Origin of the sequence: Brevundimonas sp. TWP2-3-4b1, from assembly GCF_049897665.1 — a bacterium.
In the GTDB taxonomy this organism is placed as follows: Bacteria; Pseudomonadota; Alphaproteobacteria; order Caulobacterales; family Caulobacteraceae; genus Brevundimonas; species Brevundimonas subvibrioides_B.
The window spans coordinates 1-20,509 of the sequence record NZ_JAFCWQ010000031.1 but is presented as its reverse complement, the minus strand read 5'-3'; the positions used below and the strand labels follow the sequence as shown (position 1 = coordinate 20,509).

Genomic DNA, 20,509 nt, shown 5'->3' with positions numbered 1-20,509 from the left:
CATGCGCATCGTTCTGGCCACTGACGCCTGGGAGCCCCAGGTCAACGGCGTCGTCCGCACCCTGACCCGCACCGTCGCGGAATGCCGTGCCATGGGTCACGAGGTCGAGGTCATTGAGCCGAGCCAGTTCCGCACCATCGCGGCGCCGACCTATCCTGAGATCCGTCTGGCTCTTGGCGCCGAGGAAGAGATCCGCGAGCGCCTGCGCGCGATCGAACCCGACGCTGTCCACATCGCCACCGAGGGGCCGATCGGCATCGCCACCCGGCGCATCTGCGTCGAGTGGAAACTGCCCTTCACGACCAGCTATCATACGAAATTCCCCGAATATATTTCCGCCCGCTTCCCCGTCCCGGTGCAGGTCGGCTACGCCTATATGAAGTGGTTCCACAAGCCGTCGGGCCGGCTGATGGTCGCCACCCCGACGCTGAAGAAGGAACTCGAGGAGCACGGGTTCAAGAACATCTCGCCCTGGTCGCGGGGTGTCGACACGGACCAGTTCCGGCCGGATCTGGAGCGCATTTTTGACGACCTGGGCGGCAAGGAGTGGCCACGGCCGTTCTGGCTGAACGTCGGACGCGTCGCCGTCGAGAAGAACATCGAATCCTTCCTCGAGACCGACCTGCCCGGCACCAAGATCGTGGTCGGCGACGGCCCCGCCCGCGCGGATCTGCAGCACCGCTATCCCGAGGCGAAATTCCTCGGCGCCCGGTTTGGCGAGGAACTGGCCCGCTGTTTCCGCGACGCGGATGTCTTCGTCTTCCCCAGTTGGACCGACACCTTCGGCCTGGTGATCCTGGAGGCCATGGCCACCGGCACCCCTGTCGCGGCCTATCCGGCCCACGGCCCCATCGACCTGGTTCCCGGCTCCAACGCCGGCGCCATCGACGCGGACCTGCGAACGGCCTGCCTCGAGGCGCTGAAGTGCGACCGCGCCGCCACCCGCGCCTATGCCGAGAAGTTCAGCTGGCGCGCCTCGGCCGAGCAGTTCGTGCAGAACCTCGAGCCCTATCCGGAGCCCGAGCGCGGACGCTTCTGGCGCCGCCTTCGTCGCATCGCCCGTGTCCGGCGCCGCGCCGCGGCCTGACCGCCCGCTGACCCATCATCCTGCGACCGCGCACACGACGGTTTTCAAAGACTATTTCTCGCCGGCAGGGCTCTATCCCCACCACGGTTCTGGGCCGTGGTATCCTGCGGGCTGGTCTTTGACATCTTCTCGAACGGAGCGCTGCCCGGGACTCTGTGGACTATCTGGACTCCGTGTCCCGGAGTCCGGCGAGTTTGACTACTCGGGCCGCGCCATCGGAGTCAGGGCCGTGGCGATGGCGCGTTGCTGCACCAGTTCGGGCTCCGGGAGGGGCACCAGACCGCGGTCCTGCAGATAGCCGCCCTGTCCTACGGCCGCCTCGGACGTGAACTCGATCAGGAACTCCTGCAGACCCGGCGTCACGCCGATGTGGGCCTTCTTCACATAGATGTAGAGGCTGCGGGCCAACGGATAGGTCGCGTTGGCGATGTTCTCCGGCGTCGGATAGACGCCGTCGATGGTCTCGGCCTTCACCGTGTCCATGTTCTGCTCAAGGAATGAATAGCCGAACACGCCCAGCGACCCCGGCGTCCGGGTCAGGGTCTGCAGGATGGCGTTGTCGTTCTCGCCTGAGTCGACCCAGGCGCCGTCCTCGCGCACTGTATGGGCCAGGGCCTCGAACCGGTCCTTGTCCTGCTCCTCGACCGCGGCGACCGCAGGGATCAGCTTGGCGCCCGGAGTCATGCCCAATTCCAGGAAGGCGTCGCGCGTGCCTGAGGTCGGCGGAGGGCCATAGACCTGGATGCGCTGGTTCGGCAGGGCCGGATTGATGTCGGACCAGGTCCGGGCCGGATTGGGCACGAAGGTCCCGTTCGGGCCGGGCGCCTCCTTGGCCAGGCCTTCGTAGAGGTCATCGAGCTGGAAGTCGAAGCTGGCGCCGTTGCGCGCCGTGGCGACGACGATGCCGTCGTAGCCGATCTTCAACTCGACGATCTCGGTGACGCCGTTCGCGGCGCATTTGTCGAACTCGGACTGTTTCATCGGCCGGGAGGCGTTGGCGATGTCGGGCGTCGAGGGTCCGAGGCCCAGACAGAAGGCCTGGATGCCGCCGCCGGTGCCCAGGGCCTCGACGCGAGGCGGAGCGCCTTCCGGATTGTTGCGCCCGAAATTCTCGGCCACCCGCGTCGCGAACGGAAAGACGGTCGAGGACCCGGCCGCCCATATGCCGTTGCGCTGGCCTCCGCCCTCGCCGCAGCCGGCGACGGTCAGGGCCATAACGGCAGTTCCGGCGACGAAAAGCCGGCGAGGCAGGATGGACGACATCAGGCGGTCTCTCGGGCGAAGCGAAGTTGCGACGCTTAAAGCAGACGTTTGCGCATGGCCTGTGACAGCATGTCGATCAGGGTCACGGCGATGACCACGACCACGACGATGGCGGACACGTCGCGGAAGTCGAAGGCGTTCATCCGGTCGAACAGCACCTGGCCGATGCCGCCCGCGCCGATCAGACCCAGCACGGTGGCCGATCGGCTGTTGGACTCGAACCGGTAGAGGGCGAACGACGTCCACAGCGGCGCGACCTGGGGGATGACGCCCCAGACGATTTCATGGAGCTTGGTGGCGCCGGTGGCGCGAACGCCCTCGACGGGACCCTTGTCGATCGACTCCACGGCTTCCGAGAACAGCTTGGCCAGCACGCCGGCGGTGTTCAGGGCGATGGCCAGAACGCCGGGCAACGGGCCGAGGCCCACTGCCACGACGAATAGCAGACCAATGACCAGATCGGGAATGGAGCGTAGCAGGTTCATCAGCCAGCGAACCGGCGTGACAACCCAGACCGGAGACACGTTGCGTGCTGCCGCCAGCCCCATCGGGACGGCCGCGAACACGGCGATGAACGTCCCCCAGAGGGCGATCTGAATCGTCTCCCACATCTTCTCGACGAAGATGCGCCAGTCGGTGAAGTCGGGACGCAACAGTTCCCTGGCGAAGGTCTGGGTGCTTTCGGCGTTGCTGAACAGCTTGCCAATATTGCCCAGATCGACGTCGCCGACGCTATAGACCAGCAGCACCAGGACGCCGCCCCAGATCAGGACGTCGAGCGCCCAGGCGCCCAGCGACTTCCGGGGCGCCTTCGGGATCGCGCCGGCGGCATGCGCGGCGTCGGTCAAGGCTGAACCTCACGGAGGACGCGCAGGCGCTGCAGCTCGGCCTCGGCGGCGGTGACGGCGGCGGTGTCACCCTTCTCGCGCGCCTCGGTCAGCTGCTGGTCGGCGACCATCTCGCGGATCGGGTTCAGATAATTGTCGTCCGCGGCACGGAACTGTGAATACTCCAGCCCGGCCAGCACGCGGCGCTGACGGTCGGCCTCGACGCCTTCGCCCTGGCCGTAGGTCAGAAAGAAGCTGCGGATCTTTTCCTTGATGGCGGGATCGAGATCGCCGCGCACCAGGATGCCAGATTCCGGGATCGGCGGGGACTGCCAGATCTCGGTGATCTGGGCCGCAATGGCCGGGTTCTGGCGGTTCAGGAAGACGGTGTTGACGGTGTTCGAGGTCGCCACATCGACGACCCCCGTCGCCACAGCGAAGGCGTTGGCCTGGTGGTTGGCCGAGCGCACGGTCTTAAAACACTGGGCCGGGACGATGCCGCGCGGATTGAACAGGAAGGCCATCGGGGCCAGCGTGCCCGAGGTGGACTGGGCGTCGCCGATGCCGAAGTCGAACCGCTTACCGCAGGCCAAAACCTGATCCAGCGTGATCCCCGAGCCGGTCTTAACGACCAGGGTCGAGCGATAGCTGTCCAGCCCTTCCTTGTTGACGGTGCGGGCGATCACCTCTGCGTTGGCGCGGTCGATGGCCTCGACCGCCGGCTTGGCCGAGAACCAGGCGACCTGGGTCTGGTTGCCGCGCATGGCCTCGACCAGCACGGTGTAGTTCGAACCGAAGAACGGCTCCACCGGCACGCCGATGGCCGTGGACATGTCCTCCAGCAGGGGCTGCCACAGCGGCCCGGCCGAGGCCTGGCCTTCCGCCGACAGGATGGAGAAGGTGATCTTGGAAGGCGCGCCGGCCTTGGTTTCGTCGTCACCGCCGCAGGCCGAGAGACCGAGCAGGACGACCGCGGCGCCGACCAGACCGGCCCGGCGGGTGAAGGAGGCGAAGATCATGCCTTGGTTTCCCAGAACGCGTCCTCGAACTCGGGACCGTAGATATCGATCAGTTGCTTGGTGTCGAGGCTGGTCGACGGGCCGTCATAGACGACCTTGCCGGCCTTCAGCGCGATCACCCGGTCGCAATAGCGGATGGCGTAGTCGACCTGGTGCAGGGTGACGATCACCCCCAGGCCATCGCGCTTGTTCAGTTCGACCAGCAACTCCATCACCTTGCGGGCGGAGACCGGGTCCAGCGAGGCGACCGGCTCATCGGCCAGGATCCCCTTGGCGCCCTGGACCAAGGCACGGGCGATGGCGCCGCGCTGCTGCTGGCCGCCGGACAATGTGTTGGCGCGCTGGGCGGCGTAGTCGGCGACACCCACCCGGTGCAGGGCCGCCATGGCCCGCGCCTTGTCGGCGCCCGGCCAGGCCCCCAGCAGACCCTGCCAGCCGGGTAGGCGGCCCAGCGCCCCCAGCATGACGTTGGAGAAGAGGCTCAACCGTCCGACCAGATTGAACTGCTGGAAGATCATGCCAAGCTTCTGGCGCGCGGCGCGGACGGCGCCGGTGGTGCGGCCGTTCTTCTGGACGCAGACGCCGAAGACATCGATCTGGCCCGACCCCGAGTCGATCGTCTGCAGGCCGGTGATCGAACGCAACAGGGTGGACTTGCCCGAGCCGGACGGACCGATCAGGGCGACCATCTCTCCGGCGGCGACGGACACGGAGACGCCGTCCAGCGCCTTCCGGGTTCCGAAGGTCTTGGACACGTCGCGGGCCATGACTAGGCCGGCCACGAGGGGGCCGGGCGCGGCGCTGGCGGCGGATGAATTCATGAACTCGCTGACGGCGGATGGAAGGACAGGCGCCGGATCACGCGACGCGCGCGCTCCGGCCCTCCCTATTGCCACGACGTCCGCGGCGCCGTCCAGCGCGCCTGCGCTTCAGTAGTCCTGGCCGCTGTCGCCCGTATCCCCAGAGCTGGACGTGTCCTCGTAGCTTGAGTTGTCCTCGACTGGCTCTTCGTAGCCGCTGTCGCCAGCGGCCGCCGCGTCGCGCTCGGCCTCGGCCTGCTGCTGATATTCGACCTCGGCCGCCGCTTCTTCGTTGGCGACATCGCGTTCCGCCTAGACCTGCTGCTGGTAGTCGGCCTCGTCCTGGGCCGCCTGATCGGCCGCCATCTCGTCCCCGACCAGGGCGGCGTAGTAGTCTTCCTCGAAGACCTCGGCGGCGTACTCATAGCCGTAGTCCTCGGCGAAGGCGTCCGCGTTCTCGGCGTAATATTCCTCGACCGCCGCGTCCCAGTAGCCATCGTCGTAGAAGCTCTCGTCGGACCAATCCGGAATGTCACCGTAATACTCGACCCACTCGGCATAGGAAATTTCGTCGACGTAGTCCTCGTAATAGACCTCGTTCCAGTCATCGATGACGTATTCGTCGCCGTAGTCGATCCAGGGTTCCCACACCTGCCACTGGGCCGGTTGATAGATGATCCAGTCGACGAAATAGCTGTCCGGCAGGGTGTAGCCGAACTCGTAGGTGTCGTTGACGAAGGTGGCGCCCCGGCTTCCCTTGGCGATCCGCTTGGCCCCCGGCGCCCAGCGGATGACGTCCAGGCCCTTGATCTGGCCCGCCTTGCCGTCGATCACGAGGCGGACCTGGTTGCCGGTCTTGCCGACCGCATCGACGACATAGGTCGAGCCGCGACGCCTTACGTTCTGGGGCGTGAAGCCCCGGTCGGTCAGCACCTTGTTCACGCCACCCGGCGACAGGGCCTTACCGGGCGGCGGCGCGTGCTCGACGGCGGCCTGCTGGGCCGCATTCATCTGAGGCGCTGCGGCCTCTTCCTTCTTGCCGCATCCCGCGACGATCAGAAGGGCGGCCATGGCCGCTGTCGTCCAGACGTTTATCGATTTCATTTGAAGGCCCCCGCCGCTACCGACCCTGTCCAGACCGAACGCGCTAACCCTAAAACGGCATTTTCGAATGGTCGAGTTCGTCGAACGTTGAATCTGGCTCTGGCAGACGACGCCGGGGGTCGTCGCGTGGTCATGAAGAAACCGCTTTACATGACAGTCTCGCGACCCTAAATGCGCGGCTTCCGGCGGACCCCGTGGTCTAACGTTGCGCTGCTAACGCCGGTCTGGGTTTAACAATTACAGGGGTTTACGTGAATTGCGCACGTATCCATTTCCCCTGGACCTGGTCCGCGAGCGGTCCCCTGAACGTCCAGTCGCACTCGTGCGTCCGCGTTCGGTCTCCGTTGCGGCGCGCTGGTTCCAGGATAATCTAAAGGCTGACGTCTTCTATGCTGTGAAGGCCAATCCTTCACGCTGGGTCATCGAGGCCCTGAAGGACGCCGGCATTCGCGGCTATGATGCGGCTTCGATCGCCGAGATCGAACTCGTGCGCTCCGTCGATCCTGACGCGCGCATCGCCTTCATGCACCCGGTGAAGAGCCGGTCTGCGATCACCCGCGCCTATTTCGATCACGGTGTCCGCACCTTCTCGCTCGACTGCGAGGACGAATTGCAGAAGATCCTCGACGCCACCGGCGGCGCGTCGGATCTGAACCTGCTCGTGCGCATGGCGGTTTCCGCCGACGGTGCAGCCTACTCCCTCTCGGGCAAGTTCGGCGTCTCCGCCGATCAGGCCCCGGCCCTGCTGCTGTCCGTTCGTCGGGCGGTCAAGGAGGGGCTGATGGGCGTCTGCTTCCACGTCGGATCGCAGTGCATGCGCCCGACCGCCTATCAGGCCGCCATGGCCCAGGTCGGTCGCGCCATCTCGCGCGCGGGCGTGATCGTGGACATCGTCGACATCGGCGGCGGCTTCCCCTCGGTCTATCCGGGCATGGTGCCGCCGGACATGAGCGAATACGCCGACGCCATCCACCGTGGCTTCAACGACATGCCCGTGTCGGAAACGACCGAGCTGTGGTGCGAGCCCGGCCGGGCCCTGGTCGCCGAATCCTCGTCGGTCCTGGCGCGCGTGGACCTGCGCAAGGGTGACGCCCTCTATCTGAACGACGGGTCCTATGGCGCGCTGTTCGACGCGACCCACTCGCGCTGGCCCTTCCCGACCAAGCTGGTCCGGGACGGCGAAAGCTCGGACGATCTCAAGCCGTTCCAGTTCTACGGACCGACCTGCGATTCGATCGACCATATGCCGGGTCCGTTCTGGCTGCCGGCCGACGTCCGTGAAGGCGACTTCATCGAGATCGGCATGCTCGGCGCCTACGGTGTCGCCATGTCGACCGGGTTCAACGGCTACGGCGAGCACGACGTCGCAATGGTTGAGGACCCCCCGATGGCCTCGCTCTACGGGCTCGCCCCCCGCTCCATCCCGACCGTGCGCACCACGGCGGAAGAGCAGGCCCGCAAGGTCGTCCGCCTGTCGCGCCCCAAGGGCAAGGCCGGCCAGCGGAGGAAGAGCCGCAAGTAACGTTGGCTTGTGAACGGCGCGGGTCGGCGCCACACCTTCCCGAAAGGCAAAGCTTGGGAGGAGTGTGATGTCCGACTCGTCCGGTCCGTCCGATCCGGGGCCCAGTGTCGACTACGGCGCACCGGGGCCCAGCCATCAGCAAATGATGCATGACATGGCTCATGCTGAGTTCATGGCTTCGGATCCCTCGGTCAAGCCGTGGGACGGACGCCGCACAGTCCTGATCGGCTATGTCCTGTGGTTGTTCCTCGGCTGGATCGGAGGACACCGCCTCTACGTCGGCCGCTGGAAATCGGCGCTCGGCATGGCGGCGGCGGGGTTCGTGACCTGGATCATGACCGAGATGCTCGGTCCTTACCTGGGGATCCCCATGACGATCTGGTGGATCGTGGACGCCGTCCTGATCCCCCGCTGGATCAGGCAGGCGAATGAGGCCAACGCGATGAAACCGACGATCGTCGAAACGGTCTGACCTTCGTCACGTTTCCTGACTAGACGACACACAGCAGCCCGTCGCTCCGTCCGGGCCGCTGTTGATTCTGACGACGGGCGCTCAAACCAAAGGGAAACCCTTGCAATGAACGCACCCGTTCAAAAGAACACCAAGGCCGAGCTGCTCCAGAACGTCGTCGAACACATCGACATCACCTCCTTTGACGCACGCCCCATCGTCGATGCGATGCGCAAGATGAGCTTCTCGTCGCGCGACACGGCACGCGCCGCCGACATCTTCTCGATGGCGATCGAGGACAAGGACTGCTCGCCGTGGCTGATCCTGGCCGGTTCGACTTCGGCAGGCGGCTGCATGCACGTGTACCGCGACATGGTGAAGTTCGGCATGATCGACGCCATCGTGGCCACCGGCGCCTCGATCGTGGATATGGATTTCTTCGAGGCCCTGGGCTTCAAACACTACCAAGCCGCGGGCGAGGTGGACGACAACGTCCTGCGCGACAACTACATCGACCGGATCTACGACACCTATATCGACGAGGAAGAGCTCCAGAACTGCGATCACACGATCCTGGAGATCTGCAACGCCCTGGAACCGCGCGCCTATTCGAGCCGCGAGTTCATCTGGGAAATGGGCAAATGGCTGGCGGCGGGCAACGCCAAGAAAGAGGGCTCGTTGATCCAGACGGCCTATGAAGAAGGCGTGCCGATCTTCTGCCCGGCGTTCGTCGACTCATCCGCGGGCTTCGGCCTGGTCAAGCACCAGAAGGAGCGGATCGCAGCGGGTCAGCCCTATCTGATGATCGACGCAGTCGCCGACTTCCGTGAATTGACCGACATCAAGATCGCGGCGGGCGTCACCGGCCTGTTCATGGTCGGCGGCGGCGTGCCCAAGAATTTCGCCCAGGACACGGTCGTGTGCGCGGAGATCCTGGGCATCGAGGCCGAGATGCACCGCTATGCGGTCCAGATCACGGTCGCCGACGTCCGCGACGGGGCCTGTTCGTCCTCGACTCTCAAGGAGGCCGCCTCCTGGGGCAAGGTCCAGACCACGCACGAACAGATGGTCTTCGCCGAAGCCACCACCGTGGTGCCATTGATCGCTTCGGACGCCTGGCACCGCGGCGCCTGGAAGAACCGCGACAAGCGCCGCTGGGCCAAGCTGTTCGGGAAGTAGGAATCCTCCCCCATCGGGGGAGGGGGACCGCGAAGCGGTGGAGGGGGCCGGCCGCGCACGCCGTCGTTTGCATCAAGCCCCCTCCGTCACGGCGCCAAGCAGCGCCGCGCCACCTCCCCCAGAGGGGGAGGCTCTACTGCCCGCTGACTTCGCGGACCGCCCTCATCAGGCTCTCGACCACCCGGGCCGTCTCGACGTCAGACCACTCGCCCGGCTTCATGATCACGGCCTGGCGCAGCGTGTGCAGCGCCTCCTTGACCACGTCCGGCGTCTGTTCGCCCGAGACCAGCCGCGCCGCGAGCGCCATGCGCTGCATGACGCCGTCGACGGCGGCACGGTTGTCGTTCAGCCAGGCCTGGCCGGCCTCCGTCAGGGTGAAGATGCGCTTGCCGGCAGAGTCCTCCACCCCCGCGATCAGGCCTTCGTCGGCCAGCATCGACAGGATCGGATAGACCACGCCCGGCGACGGCGCATAGGCCCCGCCGAACATCGCCTCGATCGCCTTGATCAGGTCGTAGCCGTGGCGCGGCTCCTTCTCGATCAGGGCCAGGGCCACGATCCTCAGGTCGCCCGGCCCGAACATGCGGCGGCCCGGGCCGCCGCGTCCGCCGAACATTCCGGGCCCGCCGAAACGACCCCGTCCATGGCCCCGGCCTTCACGACCACGCCCTTCGCCCTCCGGCCCGCAGCGATGCTCGCGCCAGCCGTGTTTCAGTCTGTGATGTCCAAACATGGAGTGTCCTTTCTCGCTGGGCATATCGTACGATATATCTTTGCTCGCGAAAGACAAGTAGACGATATATCTTTCGTCTCACCCTCAGGAACCGACGGTCGCACTGCGCCTTCCTCCGATACTGAACGCAGGAGCCTTCAATGACCGACGCCAAGCCCGAGACCCCCGAAGCGATCGAAGCCGAGGACATGGGCGAACGTCCCGACCTGGGCCGGACGCCGGACGCTCTCGCCGACGCCCTGACCGGCAGCGGCGTGGGCTCCGATACACGCGCGGGCTCGCTGCAGGGCGGCGCAGCCACGGGTTCGGACGACGACCCTGATCAAACCGCCGTGGACCGCGTCATGGCCGATCAGGGCCGCGCGAGCGCCGACCCCCAATCGCCTTCCGAGGTGGACCCGAACGGCATCGCCAACACCGGCGTCGGCCCCGACGAATCGGACGCCGATCCCGCCGAGGGCCGGCGCCCCGCGGATGTAGACGCAGCGACGGGCTGAACGCCTTGCTGCCGCCCTACCGATGGGCCACGGTGCGGAAAGAACAGGTCTCAGGGACGACACGGGATGAAGCGTATTCTGGCGGTTCTCGCACTGACGTGCGCGGCTCTATTGCCCGCGGCCTGCGGCCCGAACGCCGAGCCCCCTGCGGCCGCTGAAGATTCCGCGGCGACCCCACCGGCGGAAACGGCGCCAATAGACGACGCCGTGTCCGCTGTACCCGCCGCGCTGGCCGCAGGCCCCCTCGCGGCCCCCGGAGCGCCCGCCTTCGCCGCCCTCTATCCCGGCGCGACGATGGACGCTCCCGCGATCACCGCGTCCGGCGCGTCGGGTCCGGGTGGCATCGCGACCTATACGACCGACGCCGATCCCGACGCCGTCATCGCCTTCCACCGCGCACGCGCCGAGGCTTCCGGCCTCTCCTCAGCCATGGCCATGAACCAGGGCGAGGCGCGCGCCTACGGGGCCGCCAGCCCGGGGACCGGAGCCAGCCTCCAGGTCGTCGCCTCCGCCACCGAAGACGGGCCAACCTCGGTGCAACTCAGCTGGAGCGCAGGCAGGTGAACCGCGCCGCCCTGATGGTCGCGGCCGCCTGTGTGCTCGCCACTCCAGCCTGCGCTTCGGCGCCCGCGCAGCAGGCCGCGACGGCCGCAGCGCCTGCCAGCTATCTGGATCACGCGGCTATTCAGGCGCTGGCGGACACCGTGCCGCCCGCGCCCGTCGAGGGTTCCGCCGCCGCGCTGGCCGACATCGCCGCCTCCGACCGGTTGCGAGCGCTGGAAGACACCGACCGCTGGATGCTGGCGACCCGCCACGCCGAGGTCCGGCCCGCACTGGCCCTGGCCCATTTCGACTGCGCCCTCGGTTTCCGCGTCATGGCCGAGGACTCGCCCCGGCTGGTGTCGATCCTCGAACGTGTTCTGCACGATGCCAACGAGGCCGCCGAACTGGCCAAGGCCCGCGCCTTCCGTCCCCGCCCCGTCGCCGCCGACCCGGAGCGTCCGGCGTGTCAGGTCGTCTCCGCCGCCGGACGCGCCAGCCCCTCCTACCCCTCGGGCAGCGCCACCGTCGGCGCCGCCTATGGCGAGGTCCTCGCCGCCCTCGCCCCCGACCATGCCGCCGAGGCCGGGCGCATCGGGCATGAGATCGCGGTCAGCCGCATGGTCTGCGGCATGCACTATCCGTCCGACGTCGCCGAGGGCGAGACACTGGGCAGGGCCGCGTTCCGGCAGATCGCCGCCACGCCCGCCTTCGAAGCAGACGCCATCGTCGCCCGCCAGGAGATCGCCCGCGCCCGCCTCGCCGGTCTGACCAGCCCCGCCTGCGCCGCCGAGCGCGCCGCCCTGGCCACGCCCCTGCCCTAGGGCGACTGATGTCATCCCTGGTCCTGCTCGCCCTTCTGGTGCCTGACCCGGTCATCGCCCGTTCCTGCTCGCCGTCTAAAGTCGCGGCCCTCACCGCCCCGGCGGCAGAAGACGCGCCCGCCGTCCGCCTGACCTGTTTTGCCAGCCTGCCGCCGGGCGCCTCGATCCGCCGCCACATCGTGTTCGAGGGCGTAGAGGCCTCGGGCGCGGGGCTCAACTGCAACGGCGGCTCCGTCGGCATGGCAGGCCGGGCCAGCACGACCCACGATCCCACTGTCGCCGTCTGGTCCCGGCGTGACGGCGCTGGCTGGAGCGTCCCGCGCGACGTCCGTATCACCCGCTGCACAATCCACGGCAACCTGCGCATCTGGGGTCTCGGCCGCGACGACATCGCTTCCTTGCGTGCCTCATCCCGTACGCCCGGTCACACGGCGGCGGCTCAGACTGCGGCCCCGACGGGCCTGACGCTCGAGAACATCACCTTCGCCGCCACCGGCTCGATCCCCCTCTACATCGGTCCGGGGGTGACCAACGTCCAAATGACTGGCGGGAGCTTCCGCGGCCAGTCCGTCTCCGCGGCCATCTATCTGGATGCGGAGAGCGCCGGCGCAGTGATCCGCGATGTGGTTTTCGACATTCGCACCGGCCGCGAACAGATCGCCGTCGACGGCTCGGCCCGCAATCGCATCGAGGAAAACCGCTTCCAGCTCAACGGGCGGGCAGGCGTCTTACTGTACCGGAACTGCGGCGAGGACGGCGTGATCCGTCACCAGACCCCGTCGGACAACGTCATCACCGGCAATCGCTTCGAAGGCGTCGCCTGGCTCATGCCTCGCCCGATCGTCGTCGGCTCACGCGAGGGTCGCCGAAGATACTGCGCTGACGACGCAGGCTATCCATTCGGCTCCAGCCTCGACGATCGCGACCATGCGACCGGCAATGTCGTCAACCGCAACACCATGGGATTCCGCTGGCTGCCGTCAACGATTCAGGCCGGGCGCGGCGCCGTCAGGGCGCCGTAGAGGTCGGTCCGCCGGTCGCGGAAGAAGCCCCATGCCGCCCGGTGTCGATCGAGGAAGTCCAGGTCGAAGGTATGGACGAGCGCGCCTTCGTCGTCCGCGCCGAAGCTCTCGACCAGGTCGCCCCGGTGATCCGAGATGAAGGAGTGGCCGTAGAAGCTCTGGCCCACCTCGGTCACCGTTTCATGGCCGGTCCGGTTCGCGCCCACGACCGGGACGACGTTCGACACCGCATGACCCTGCATGGCGCGGCGCCAAGGCTCAGCCGTGTGCAGTTCGGCGTCATGCGGCTCCGACCCGATCGCCGTCGGATACATCAGCACCTCGGCACCCATCAGCATCATCGCCCGCGCCGTCTCGGGGTACCACTGGTCCCAGCAGATACCGACGCCGACCCGGCCAAACCGCGTGTCCCAGACCTTGAAGCCCGTATCCCCCGGGCGGAAATAGTATTTCTCCTGATAGCCAGGGCCGTCGGGAATGTGGCTCTTGCGATAGACGCCCAGCGGCGAGCCGTCGGCGTCCAGCATGACCATCGAGTTGAAATAATGCGGCCCCTCGCGCTCGAAGATCGAGACGGGGATGGCGACGCCGAGGTCCCTGGCCACATCGGCCATCGCGATCACCGCCGGATGTTCGCGCCACGGCGAGGCCGTGCCGAACCACTTCTCCTCCTGTGAGACGCAGAAATACGGGCCCTGGAACAGCTCGGACGGCAAGATCACCTGCGCGCCCTTCGACGCCGCCTCGCGCACGAGATCGGCTGTCTTGTTGATGTTCGCCTCCATGTCCTCGCCATAGGAGGTCTGGAGAGCGGCGACCGAGATCACTCTGGCTTCTGGGCGGGCCATCAGGCGGGCTCCTGCTGGGAGATGCAGTGGAAGGATCCGCCGCCCGTCAGGACGTTGATCGCCGGCGACAGGATGATCTCACGGTCCGGAAAGACGGAGGCCAGAGCCTCGCCCGCCATCCGGCCGGCCGCCTCATTGCCATAGGTCGGCACGACGACCGCGCCGTTGGCGATGAGGAAATTCATGTGGCTGGCCGGGATCGGCTCTCCGTCCTCGTTCTCCAGCCGCCCCGGCGACGGGATACGCACGACCCTGAACCCGGCGTCTGACAGGTCCCGGGCGCAGGCGTCGTAAACCTCCGCGTTCGGATCATCGGCCCCGAAGGCGATCGGACAGGCCACGACGCCCGGTGCGACGAAGCGGGCCAGATTGTCGACATGGCCATCGGTATGGTCGTTCATCAGACCGTCGCCCAGCCAGATGACACGGGTGGCGCCCAGCGCCTCGCCCAGCAAGGCCTCGGCCTTCGCCTCGGTCCAGCCGATGTTGCGGTTCGGGTTCAACAGGCATTGGCGCGTGGTCAGGATCGTCCCTGCCCCGTCGTGGTCCAGGGCGCCGCCCTCAAGAATGAAGTCGTTCCGGCACAGCGGCACGCCCGACTGTTCGCTGATCTGTTCCGCAACCATGTCGTCGAACTCCATCTCGAACTGGCCGCCCCAGCCGTTGAAGCGGAAGGCCGCGGCTGTCTTCGAGCCTTCACCGAAGATCGGGCCCGTGTCTCTCAGCCAGATATCGCCGAACCGCCCCGGCAGAACGGTCACGCCTGCCACGCCGTCGAACCGCGCCCGGGCGTCCGCCACCGCCTCGTCACTGCCGATCATCAGCTTGACCTGTTCGCGCCCCGGCCCCGCAAGGGCCAGGACCAGGACCAGGGCCTCGACCTCGGCCTGGGCCTGGTCGAGATTGTCCACCCAAAGCGCTTCATGGCTGGGCCAGCCGACCCACATTGCCCGGTGTGGCGACCATTCGGCGGGGATCGGCGAGACGGCCATGGGCGGAAGACTTCTCTCGAAAAACGGCGGGGGAGCGCGCCAGATAGCGACCCCCTCCCTCCACTTCAATGCCGGGGGCTGCCAGCGGGTTCAGGCCAAAGAAAAAGGGCGGCCCCGCGAAGGGCCGCCCTGATCCATTTCAGTCCAGGGTTCGAGCCTAGAAGCTCGTGCCCAGGGTCAGCATCATCGTGCGCGGCGCACCGAGCGAGAAGGTGCGAACCGTGCCGGCGCGATTGATGACGCCCGCGCCCGGATCGATGTCGACGGCCAGGGCGTTGTTGCCCGACGAGATCGACGCCGGATACTCTTCGTCGAACAGGTTGGTGACGTTGAACTGAACGAAGGCGTTACGGATGCCGAAGGTGTCGGTCAGGTCGTAGCGGCTGTCGAAGTCGACGGTGACGTAGGACGGAGTCTTTTCATCGTTGACGTCGGTGGTGAAGCGTTCACCGACATACTTGCCTTGCAGGCCCAGCGACCAGGCCTCGGTCACGTCCCAGTTGGCGCGCAGGCTGTAGGTCCACTCCGGCGTTTCAACCAGCGACTTGCCGGTGGTCGGCAGGAAGGTGCCGGTGCCCAGGGGCACGTCGTCCTGGACTTCCGAGGTGTTGTACGAGGCCGAACCGCCGACCGAGAAGGTATCGGTCAGGGCGTACTCGAACTGGGCGTCGACGCCCGACTGTTCCACCGAACCCAGGTTCCGGTCGATCGACAGGTTGAAGGTCGGCGAGGCCGGATCGTTGTCGAACGACGTCACGATGCGGTTCTCGAACGACACGTACCAGGCCGCGATCGAGGCGATCAGGGTCGAGGAGGTGTAGCGGTAGCCCAGGTCGTAGGACTTGGAGGTTTCTGGCTGAACGGACGAGAAATCGAGCGCGCCCGAGGCGTTGCGAACCGGCTGGTACAGGTTGTCGGTACGCGGCAACGAGATGCCTTCGGCATAGCTGGCGTAGACCGAGTTGTTGTCCAGGAAGCGGTAGCTCGCGCCCAGGCTCGGCAGGATGGCGTCATACTTCAGGGTCTGGGCGTAGGGACGGATGTACTGGCCCGTGCCGGTCGAGGCGAAGTTCACGTTACCGTTGGCCAGGGTCGCCGAAGGCGTTTCGGTCGTGCAGCGCACGGTCGAGGTGCCGCTCAGCGAGAAGCAGAACTGGTTCAGGTCGCGGGTGAAGAAGGGTGCGCGAACGCCCAGGGTGACCGACAGGGCGTCGTCGAAGAACTGGCCGCGGTATTCGGCCGAGATCTGGTTCAGCAGGGCGATCGAGAAGCGATCGCGACCGCGCAGGTAGGAGCCGTCGCGGCCGTTGATGCGCAGGCTTTCGTTGCCCCAGGTGTTTTCACCGCCGAACACTTCAGGCACCGAACCATCGGCGTTGTAGCGGGTGGCTTCATTGGTCTGGCGGTGACGACCGTAGTCGTTGGTGTACGAGACACGGACGCGGTGATCGTCGTTGATGTCCCACAGCAGCGAGGACAGCACGCCGTAGCGGCGGGTGTTGGTGTTGTTCGGGGTATAGAGGCCGACGTTGTCACAGCTGTCGCCGTCGCCGTTCAGGTCTACGCCGGTGTTCAGGATCGCGGCGGCGGCGCACTGGGCGGCCGTAGTGAGCGCCGCGTTGTTGGTCGTGTTCTGGTCCAGACGATCGTCGCGCTCGCTGGTCAGGGTGTAGCCGCCGCCGTTGGCGATGACGTACTGGAACGAGGGGTCGATGGTCAGGCGAATGCTGTCAGTCAGGCCGTAGCTGAACTGGCCGCGGATGTTGCCCGTGTTCGAGGGGTTGATCCGGGTGCGGTGGTCGTTGGTGCAGCTGGTGTTGTTCAGCGTACCGCCGAAATAGGTGATCGCAGTCGACTGGTTCGATTCGTTCTGCACCGTGCCGGCGCCGGGCGTCGGGCGGAAGCAGGCGATGTCGTTCTCGGGCTTCAGGCCGAGGTTGAACTGCGAGAGGTTGATGAAGGTGTTGTAAGAGTTGTTGCGGTTCTCGTTCCAGTGGAAGGCCAGGCTGGCGAAGTCGCCGTTACCCAGGTCCTGGAAGACGCGGCCGTTGTACTGCTTCTTCTCCAGGTCGCCCGGACCCTTCCACTTGTCGTAGTTGGTGTAGGAACCGGTGATGAAGGCGGTCGTGCCCCAGGGACCGAAAGCGCCCGTATCGAAACGGCCGAAGACACGGCCGTAGTTGAAGGAACCGATCGAGGTGCGGATCTGCGCGCCCATTTCTTCCAGCGGACGCGCGGTCGTGTAGGATATGGTGCCGCCGCTGGCCGAGGCGGTCGGGCTGTCCACGTCGGCCGAACCCTGGTTGACCGAGGCGCGGTCGATGATTTCCGAATCGACCTGCTGGTTGGAGAAGACAGCGTAGTTGCCGGTGTCGTTCAGGGGGATGCCGTCGAACGTCAGCGAGACGCGATTGCCGTCGAAGCCGCGCAGGCGGATGTTGCCGCCCGAGTTGCCATAGGGATCGTTATTGGTGAAATTCAAGCCGGGGACGTTGTTCAGCAGGGCAATGACCGACTGACCGGACTGCTGGCGGCTGATGTACTCTTGCGTGATGGTCGAGCGGGTCTTGTCGACCGTCTGGGCGACGACGGCGCCCGAGATGGTGCGCGGGCCGCGGGTGCCGGTGACGACGACGGTGTCGACCACGGTGCCTTCAGCGGCGTCCGTGCCCGACGACTGGGCCGAGGCGGCGCCGGCGAGCAGCATGCCGCTGACCAGGGCGGTCGTCGCCCAGAGCGCACGAGTGCGAGAGTTCATTTTATATCCCCAGATGGTGCGGGTCAGCGCCCGGCGCGCGTCAAAATGCGGCCAGAGAGGGCCGCGAACGTCTAAATCTCGCCCCCCCTCTACGGTCGGTCTCGGAACCATCGACGACAGTGGTGTGACACTGGCGTGACAGCGTCGGGGGGTGACCGCGGCGCCACACCCCCGAATCCCGAAAGACTCAGCCGCCCCAGACCGCCCGCAGCCGCGCTTCACGGCCGCAGAAGCGACTGTATCCTCCATACCTCACGGGATTCAGACGCGCGAAATCCTGGTGATAGCTTTCCGCTGGCCAGAAACGGGCTCCGTTTCGGACCGGCGTCAGGAAGCGTCGTTCTCCGATGACCGCTGCGGCGGCCGCCCGCGAGGCGTCGGCCGTGGGCCGCTGGGCCGCTGTCGCAAACACGGCTGTGACATAGGACGGCCCCTGATCGCAGAACTGGCCGTCGGGGTCCGTAGGGTCGATGGTGCGCCAGAATCGATCGACCAGCTGGCGATAGGTGATACGGGCAGGGTCATAGGTGACCTGCACCGCCTCAACGTGGCCGGTGCCGCCCCGAACGACCGCATCATAGCTCGGGTTGGCGACCGTGCCGCCTGCGAAGCCCGACACCGCCGAGACGACGCCCGGCATATGCTCGAAATTGGCCTCCGTCGACCAGAAGCAGCCGCCGGCGAACAGGGCGACTTCGCGCCGGCCGCTGTCCGGAGCGCCCTGGGCCGCCGGGGCGCTGGCGGCGGGCTCGCCCTGGGAACAGGCGGTGATGCCTATCACGACGACCACGGCAAATCGGGACAAGAGTGACGACATGCGGAAACCTCCCGGCGCCGCCCCTGGATCGCGGCGGCCAACACCCCAGCTACGTCGGGACGCGCCATCCGGATACAAGTCTCACAGCGAAATCACCTCGCCGCCTCCGACGCGGCCTTCCCTGCACCATTAGCGGGCCGGGAGGCTCCATGTGCGATAATTGCGGTTCAGTGCTGCTGGAAGATTGCGGTTTGCGGTTTGCGGTTTGCGGTTCGGCATTCGGCGACGGCACGGACCGCCATCTCGTTCTAGCGGGCGGCTGCGAACCGTCTTGCGAGGGCCCGGGCCGTGGGTTTGAGGGCCTTGGGTTCGTGGTAGTTGCCGTTGACCTGGGTACGGTTGATGACGTGGGCCTTGAACCGTTTGTAGAGGTCGTCCTCGGGCGGCGCGGGGTGGGTCCAGAACCCGTCGATGGGCTGCTGGTCGGTCAGGCCGTCGATGTCGAAGAAGGCCTCGCCCAGCACCTTGACCGGGGTCGAGAAGCCCAAAGCCGAGAGGGCCGCCGAGGAATTGTTGACCACCATCCCCGAGGAGGCCCGGCACAGGGCGGCCAAATTACCGCCGTCGATGAAGTCGACCCGGTCGGCGATGCCGCGCTCGACTGCCAGCACATGGGTCATGCGCTTCAGATCGACCAGACCGGGATCCAGCGGGTGGTTCTTGATCACGAGCCGCGTCTCGGCGTCCGCGTGCCTGGCGAACGACGACAGGACCTCCGCCAGGAAGGCGGTATTGTCGGCGTAGTGGGAGTAGCGCAGCAGCTGGGCATCGCCCTCGCGCTGCAGGCAGGCCAGGAAGAAGGGGCCCCGCGCGCGGATCACCTGTGCGTCCGACTCAGCCCTGGACCGGAAGGCGAGCTGAAGATAGCGCCGCACATGGCCCACGAACTGCAGCCAGGGCGACTGGGTGTAGGGATAGACGTAGCGGCGGAACACCAGACGGCCCAGCGGCTGGGCGGCGTGATACAGGCTGATGTTGATGACGTGGTGCGGCAGGATCTTGCCCACCGGCCGGGTCGGCAGCATTTCGGGGATCGGGGGGTCATAGGCCGTGCGCTCTCGCGGCAGGCCGGAGGAGGCGTTGACCCCGTTCTCCTCGACCGTGATCCAGTCGGGACGGAAGTAGCCGTTTTCCAGCACCCAGACACGCAGCGGATGAATCCGGTCCGGTTCCAGGGCGGTGGCGGCCTTGAGCTTCGCTGCCTGGGAGAGGACGCCCTGGTTATAGGGACCGCCCTCGCCGAACACGATCACGTCGGTCAGGCCCTGGTCCTGGACCAATTTGGCGAGCCGGGCGGGCCAGCGGCGCACGTCTCCGGTGTAGGGCTGGGCTCCCGAACGCCGCCAGTAGGCCGCGTCTCCGGCGTTGAACAGCATCCGCGCCACAGAGGCGCCCTCGGCCGTCAGCTGCTCTGCCAGCATCCGGCCGAACGGACCGAACGGCGCCGTCACGATCAGAAACCGGCGGCCGGCCAGGGACTGGCCGGGGCGCGAGCGGAGGCCGGAGGCGGCCGGCGCCTGCAAGGCGGTCTGGACGACCGGAACGGTCTCGACGACGCGCACGGATTCGCTCGCCGCCTGACGGCGGGCCGATTCGCCCGGGGCGCGTCTGGGAGTGATGCGAATGTCCACCATGGTCAGGACCGGCTCACGCGAAGTCTTCGGGACGGAATGAACCGCTCAATGCCCCGCCCCTGATCCGGCGTCCCGAGCCAGATCCGCCGCCGCCCAAGGGCGACGCGGCTCCGTCGAAAGACCGGACAAGAGGGTCGGAACTCTGACATGGCCGCCTTTGTCGCTGGCCTCGTCACGCGGATCAACCGACTTGTCCAAAAAAGCGAGTGGGTGTGAGAAATTTCACGAAATCTTCCAGCGACATCGGACGAATTCCACGCATCCCAACACTTTTAGAGGGGTTCGAAAGGCCGTGGCGCGGGCCGTGTCGCGTGAAGCGAGACTTTCTGGCAACGCCACCCGGAAACGCGAAACCGCCGGCCTCCCGAGGGGGAGAACCGGCGGTCCATCACAGGATCATCAGCAGGGGAAGCCGTCTTCCGGAAGGTCACCCTATCCGTCGCACCGACGCCCCCCGACGCCTTCAAGATCGACCTGTCAGGATCCCGATCCTTGCGAGATCGGGATTCTTGTCCAGGCGTCCTAGAAGTTGATGCCGATGGTGGCGCGACGGTTCAGAGGCTCGCGAACGCCGTCGGCGGTCGGACGGGCC

Annotated in this window: 19 protein-coding genes; 8 read left to right on the top strand and 11 right to left on the bottom strand. The window is 66.7% G+C overall.

Going from position 1 to position 20,509, the window contains the following annotated elements:
• The first annotated feature begins 1 nt into the window (after position 1).
• Entirely contained in the window at positions 2–1,087 is a 1,086-nt protein-coding gene (locus ACP7A5_RS16565) for a glycosyltransferase family 4 protein (RefSeq protein WP_426042942.1), read from the top strand.
• Between the two features lie 198 nt (positions 1,088–1,285).
• On the opposite strand, the gene ACP7A5_RS16560 is transcribed toward ACP7A5_RS16565, so the two are convergent.
• The 5 genes from ACP7A5_RS16560 to ACP7A5_RS16540 form a co-directional block, all read right to left on the bottom strand.
• Positions 1,286–2,350, bottom strand: coding sequence for a substrate-binding domain-containing protein (locus ACP7A5_RS16560; RefSeq protein ID WP_426042941.1), 1,065 nt, complete (start codon positions 2,348–2,350; stop codon positions 1,286–1,288).
• A 35-nt stretch (positions 2,351–2,385) separates the two neighbouring features.
• The gene (phnE, locus tag ACP7A5_RS16555) at positions 2,386–3,198 is read right to left on the bottom strand and encodes a phosphonate ABC transporter, permease protein PhnE (protein WP_426042940.1); all 813 of its coding nucleotides are present in this window, start codon (positions 3,196–3,198) and stop codon (positions 2,386–2,388) included.
• Complete coding sequence (gene phnD / locus ACP7A5_RS16550) at positions 3,195–4,196, bottom strand: phosphate/phosphite/phosphonate ABC transporter substrate-binding protein (RefSeq protein WP_426042939.1); 1,002 nt, start codon at positions 4,194–4,196, stop codon at positions 3,195–3,197. Before phnD ends, phnE begins: the two co-directional genes overlap by 4 nt.
• Positions 4,193–5,017: a phosphonate ABC transporter ATP-binding protein gene (phnC, locus tag ACP7A5_RS16545; protein WP_426042938.1), complete on the bottom strand. Its 825-nt coding sequence runs from the start codon at positions 5,015–5,017 to the stop codon at positions 4,193–4,195. Before phnC ends, phnD begins: the two co-directional genes overlap by 4 nt.
• Positions 5,018–5,308: 291 nt before the next feature.
• Positions 5,309–6,100 carry a hypothetical protein gene (locus ACP7A5_RS16540; protein ID WP_426042937.1) on the bottom strand — a complete coding sequence of 264 codons (792 nt, stop codon included), beginning with the start codon at positions 6,098–6,100 and terminating at the stop codon, positions 5,309–5,311.
• A gap of 256 nt (positions 6,101–6,356) precedes the next feature.
• On the opposite strand from ACP7A5_RS16540, the gene ACP7A5_RS16535 reads away from it, so the two are divergent.
• From ACP7A5_RS16535 to ACP7A5_RS16525, 3 genes are all read left to right on the top strand, one after another.
• Complete coding sequence (locus ACP7A5_RS16535; RefSeq protein ID WP_426042936.1) at positions 6,357–7,622, top strand: type III PLP-dependent enzyme; 1,266 nt, start codon at positions 6,357–6,359, stop codon at positions 7,620–7,622.
• A 67-nt stretch (positions 7,623–7,689) separates the two neighbouring features.
• A complete protein-coding gene (locus ACP7A5_RS16530; protein ID WP_426042935.1) occupies positions 7,690–8,094 on the top strand; it encodes a TM2 domain-containing protein in 405 nt (134 codons plus the stop codon).
• Between the two features lie 105 nt (positions 8,095–8,199).
• Complete coding sequence (locus ACP7A5_RS16525) at positions 8,200–9,252, top strand: 1,9-bis(guanidino)-5-aza-nonane synthase (protein WP_426042934.1); 1,053 nt, start codon at positions 8,200–8,202, stop codon at positions 9,250–9,252.
• A 133-nt stretch (positions 9,253–9,385) separates the two neighbouring features.
• On the opposite strand, the gene ACP7A5_RS16520 is transcribed toward ACP7A5_RS16525, so the two are convergent.
• The gene (locus ACP7A5_RS16520; protein ID WP_426042933.1) at positions 9,386–9,985 is read right to left on the bottom strand and encodes a PadR family transcriptional regulator; all 600 of its coding nucleotides are present in this window, start codon (positions 9,983–9,985) and stop codon (positions 9,386–9,388) included.
• A 140-nt stretch (positions 9,986–10,125) separates the two neighbouring features.
• Between ACP7A5_RS16520 and ACP7A5_RS16515 the strand changes: the two genes are divergently transcribed.
• The 4 genes from ACP7A5_RS16515 to ACP7A5_RS16500 all read left to right on the top strand — a co-directional run bounded on the left by ACP7A5_RS16515 (position 10,126) and on the right by ACP7A5_RS16500 (position 12,868).
• Positions 10,126–10,482: a ribonuclease gene (locus ACP7A5_RS16515; protein ID WP_426042932.1), complete on the top strand. Its 357-nt coding sequence runs from the start codon at positions 10,126–10,128 to the stop codon at positions 10,480–10,482.
• 207 nt (positions 10,483–10,689) lie between these two features.
• The gene (locus ACP7A5_RS16510) at positions 10,690–11,046 is read left to right on the top strand and encodes a hypothetical protein (protein WP_426042931.1); all 357 of its coding nucleotides are present in this window, start codon (positions 10,690–10,692) and stop codon (positions 11,044–11,046) included.
• Positions 11,043–11,846, top strand: a complete 804-nt coding sequence (locus ACP7A5_RS16505) for a phosphatase PAP2 family protein (protein ID WP_426042930.1) — start codon at positions 11,043–11,045, stop codon at positions 11,844–11,846. Before ACP7A5_RS16510 ends, ACP7A5_RS16505 begins: the two co-directional genes overlap by 4 nt.
• 8 nt (positions 11,847–11,854) lie before the next feature.
• Complete coding sequence (locus tag ACP7A5_RS16500; protein WP_426042929.1) at positions 11,855–12,868, top strand: right-handed parallel beta-helix repeat-containing protein; 1,014 nt, start codon at positions 11,855–11,857, stop codon at positions 12,866–12,868.
• On the opposite strand, the gene aguB is transcribed toward ACP7A5_RS16500, so the two are convergent.
• From aguB to ACP7A5_RS16475, 5 genes are all read right to left on the bottom strand, one after another.
• Positions 12,835–13,716, bottom strand: coding sequence for an N-carbamoylputrescine amidase (aguB, locus tag ACP7A5_RS16495; RefSeq protein ID WP_426042928.1), 882 nt, complete (start codon positions 13,714–13,716; stop codon positions 12,835–12,837). The two genes, ACP7A5_RS16500 and aguB, sit on opposite strands and share 34 nt — an antisense overlap.
• The gene (locus ACP7A5_RS16490) at positions 13,716–14,708 is read right to left on the bottom strand and encodes an agmatine deiminase family protein (protein WP_426042927.1); all 993 of its coding nucleotides are present in this window, start codon (positions 14,706–14,708) and stop codon (positions 13,716–13,718) included. Before ACP7A5_RS16490 ends, aguB begins: the two co-directional genes overlap by 1 nt.
• Before the next feature lie 157 nt (positions 14,709–14,865).
• Positions 14,866–17,466, bottom strand: a complete 2,601-nt coding sequence (locus ACP7A5_RS16485) for a TonB-dependent receptor (RefSeq protein WP_426042926.1) — start codon at positions 17,464–17,466, stop codon at positions 14,866–14,868.
• A 187-nt stretch (positions 17,467–17,653) separates the two neighbouring features.
• Positions 17,654–18,283 (bottom strand): peptide-methionine (S)-S-oxide reductase MsrA, encoded by a 630-nt coding sequence (gene msrA, locus ACP7A5_RS16480; protein ID WP_426042925.1) that lies wholly within the window; start codon positions 18,281–18,283, stop codon positions 17,654–17,656.
• A 248-nt stretch (positions 18,284–18,531) separates the two neighbouring features.
• The gene (locus ACP7A5_RS16475; protein ID WP_426042924.1) at positions 18,532–19,917 is read right to left on the bottom strand and encodes a capsular biosynthesis protein; all 1,386 of its coding nucleotides are present in this window, start codon (positions 19,915–19,917) and stop codon (positions 18,532–18,534) included.
• Positions 19,918–20,509: the final 592 nt, after the last annotated feature.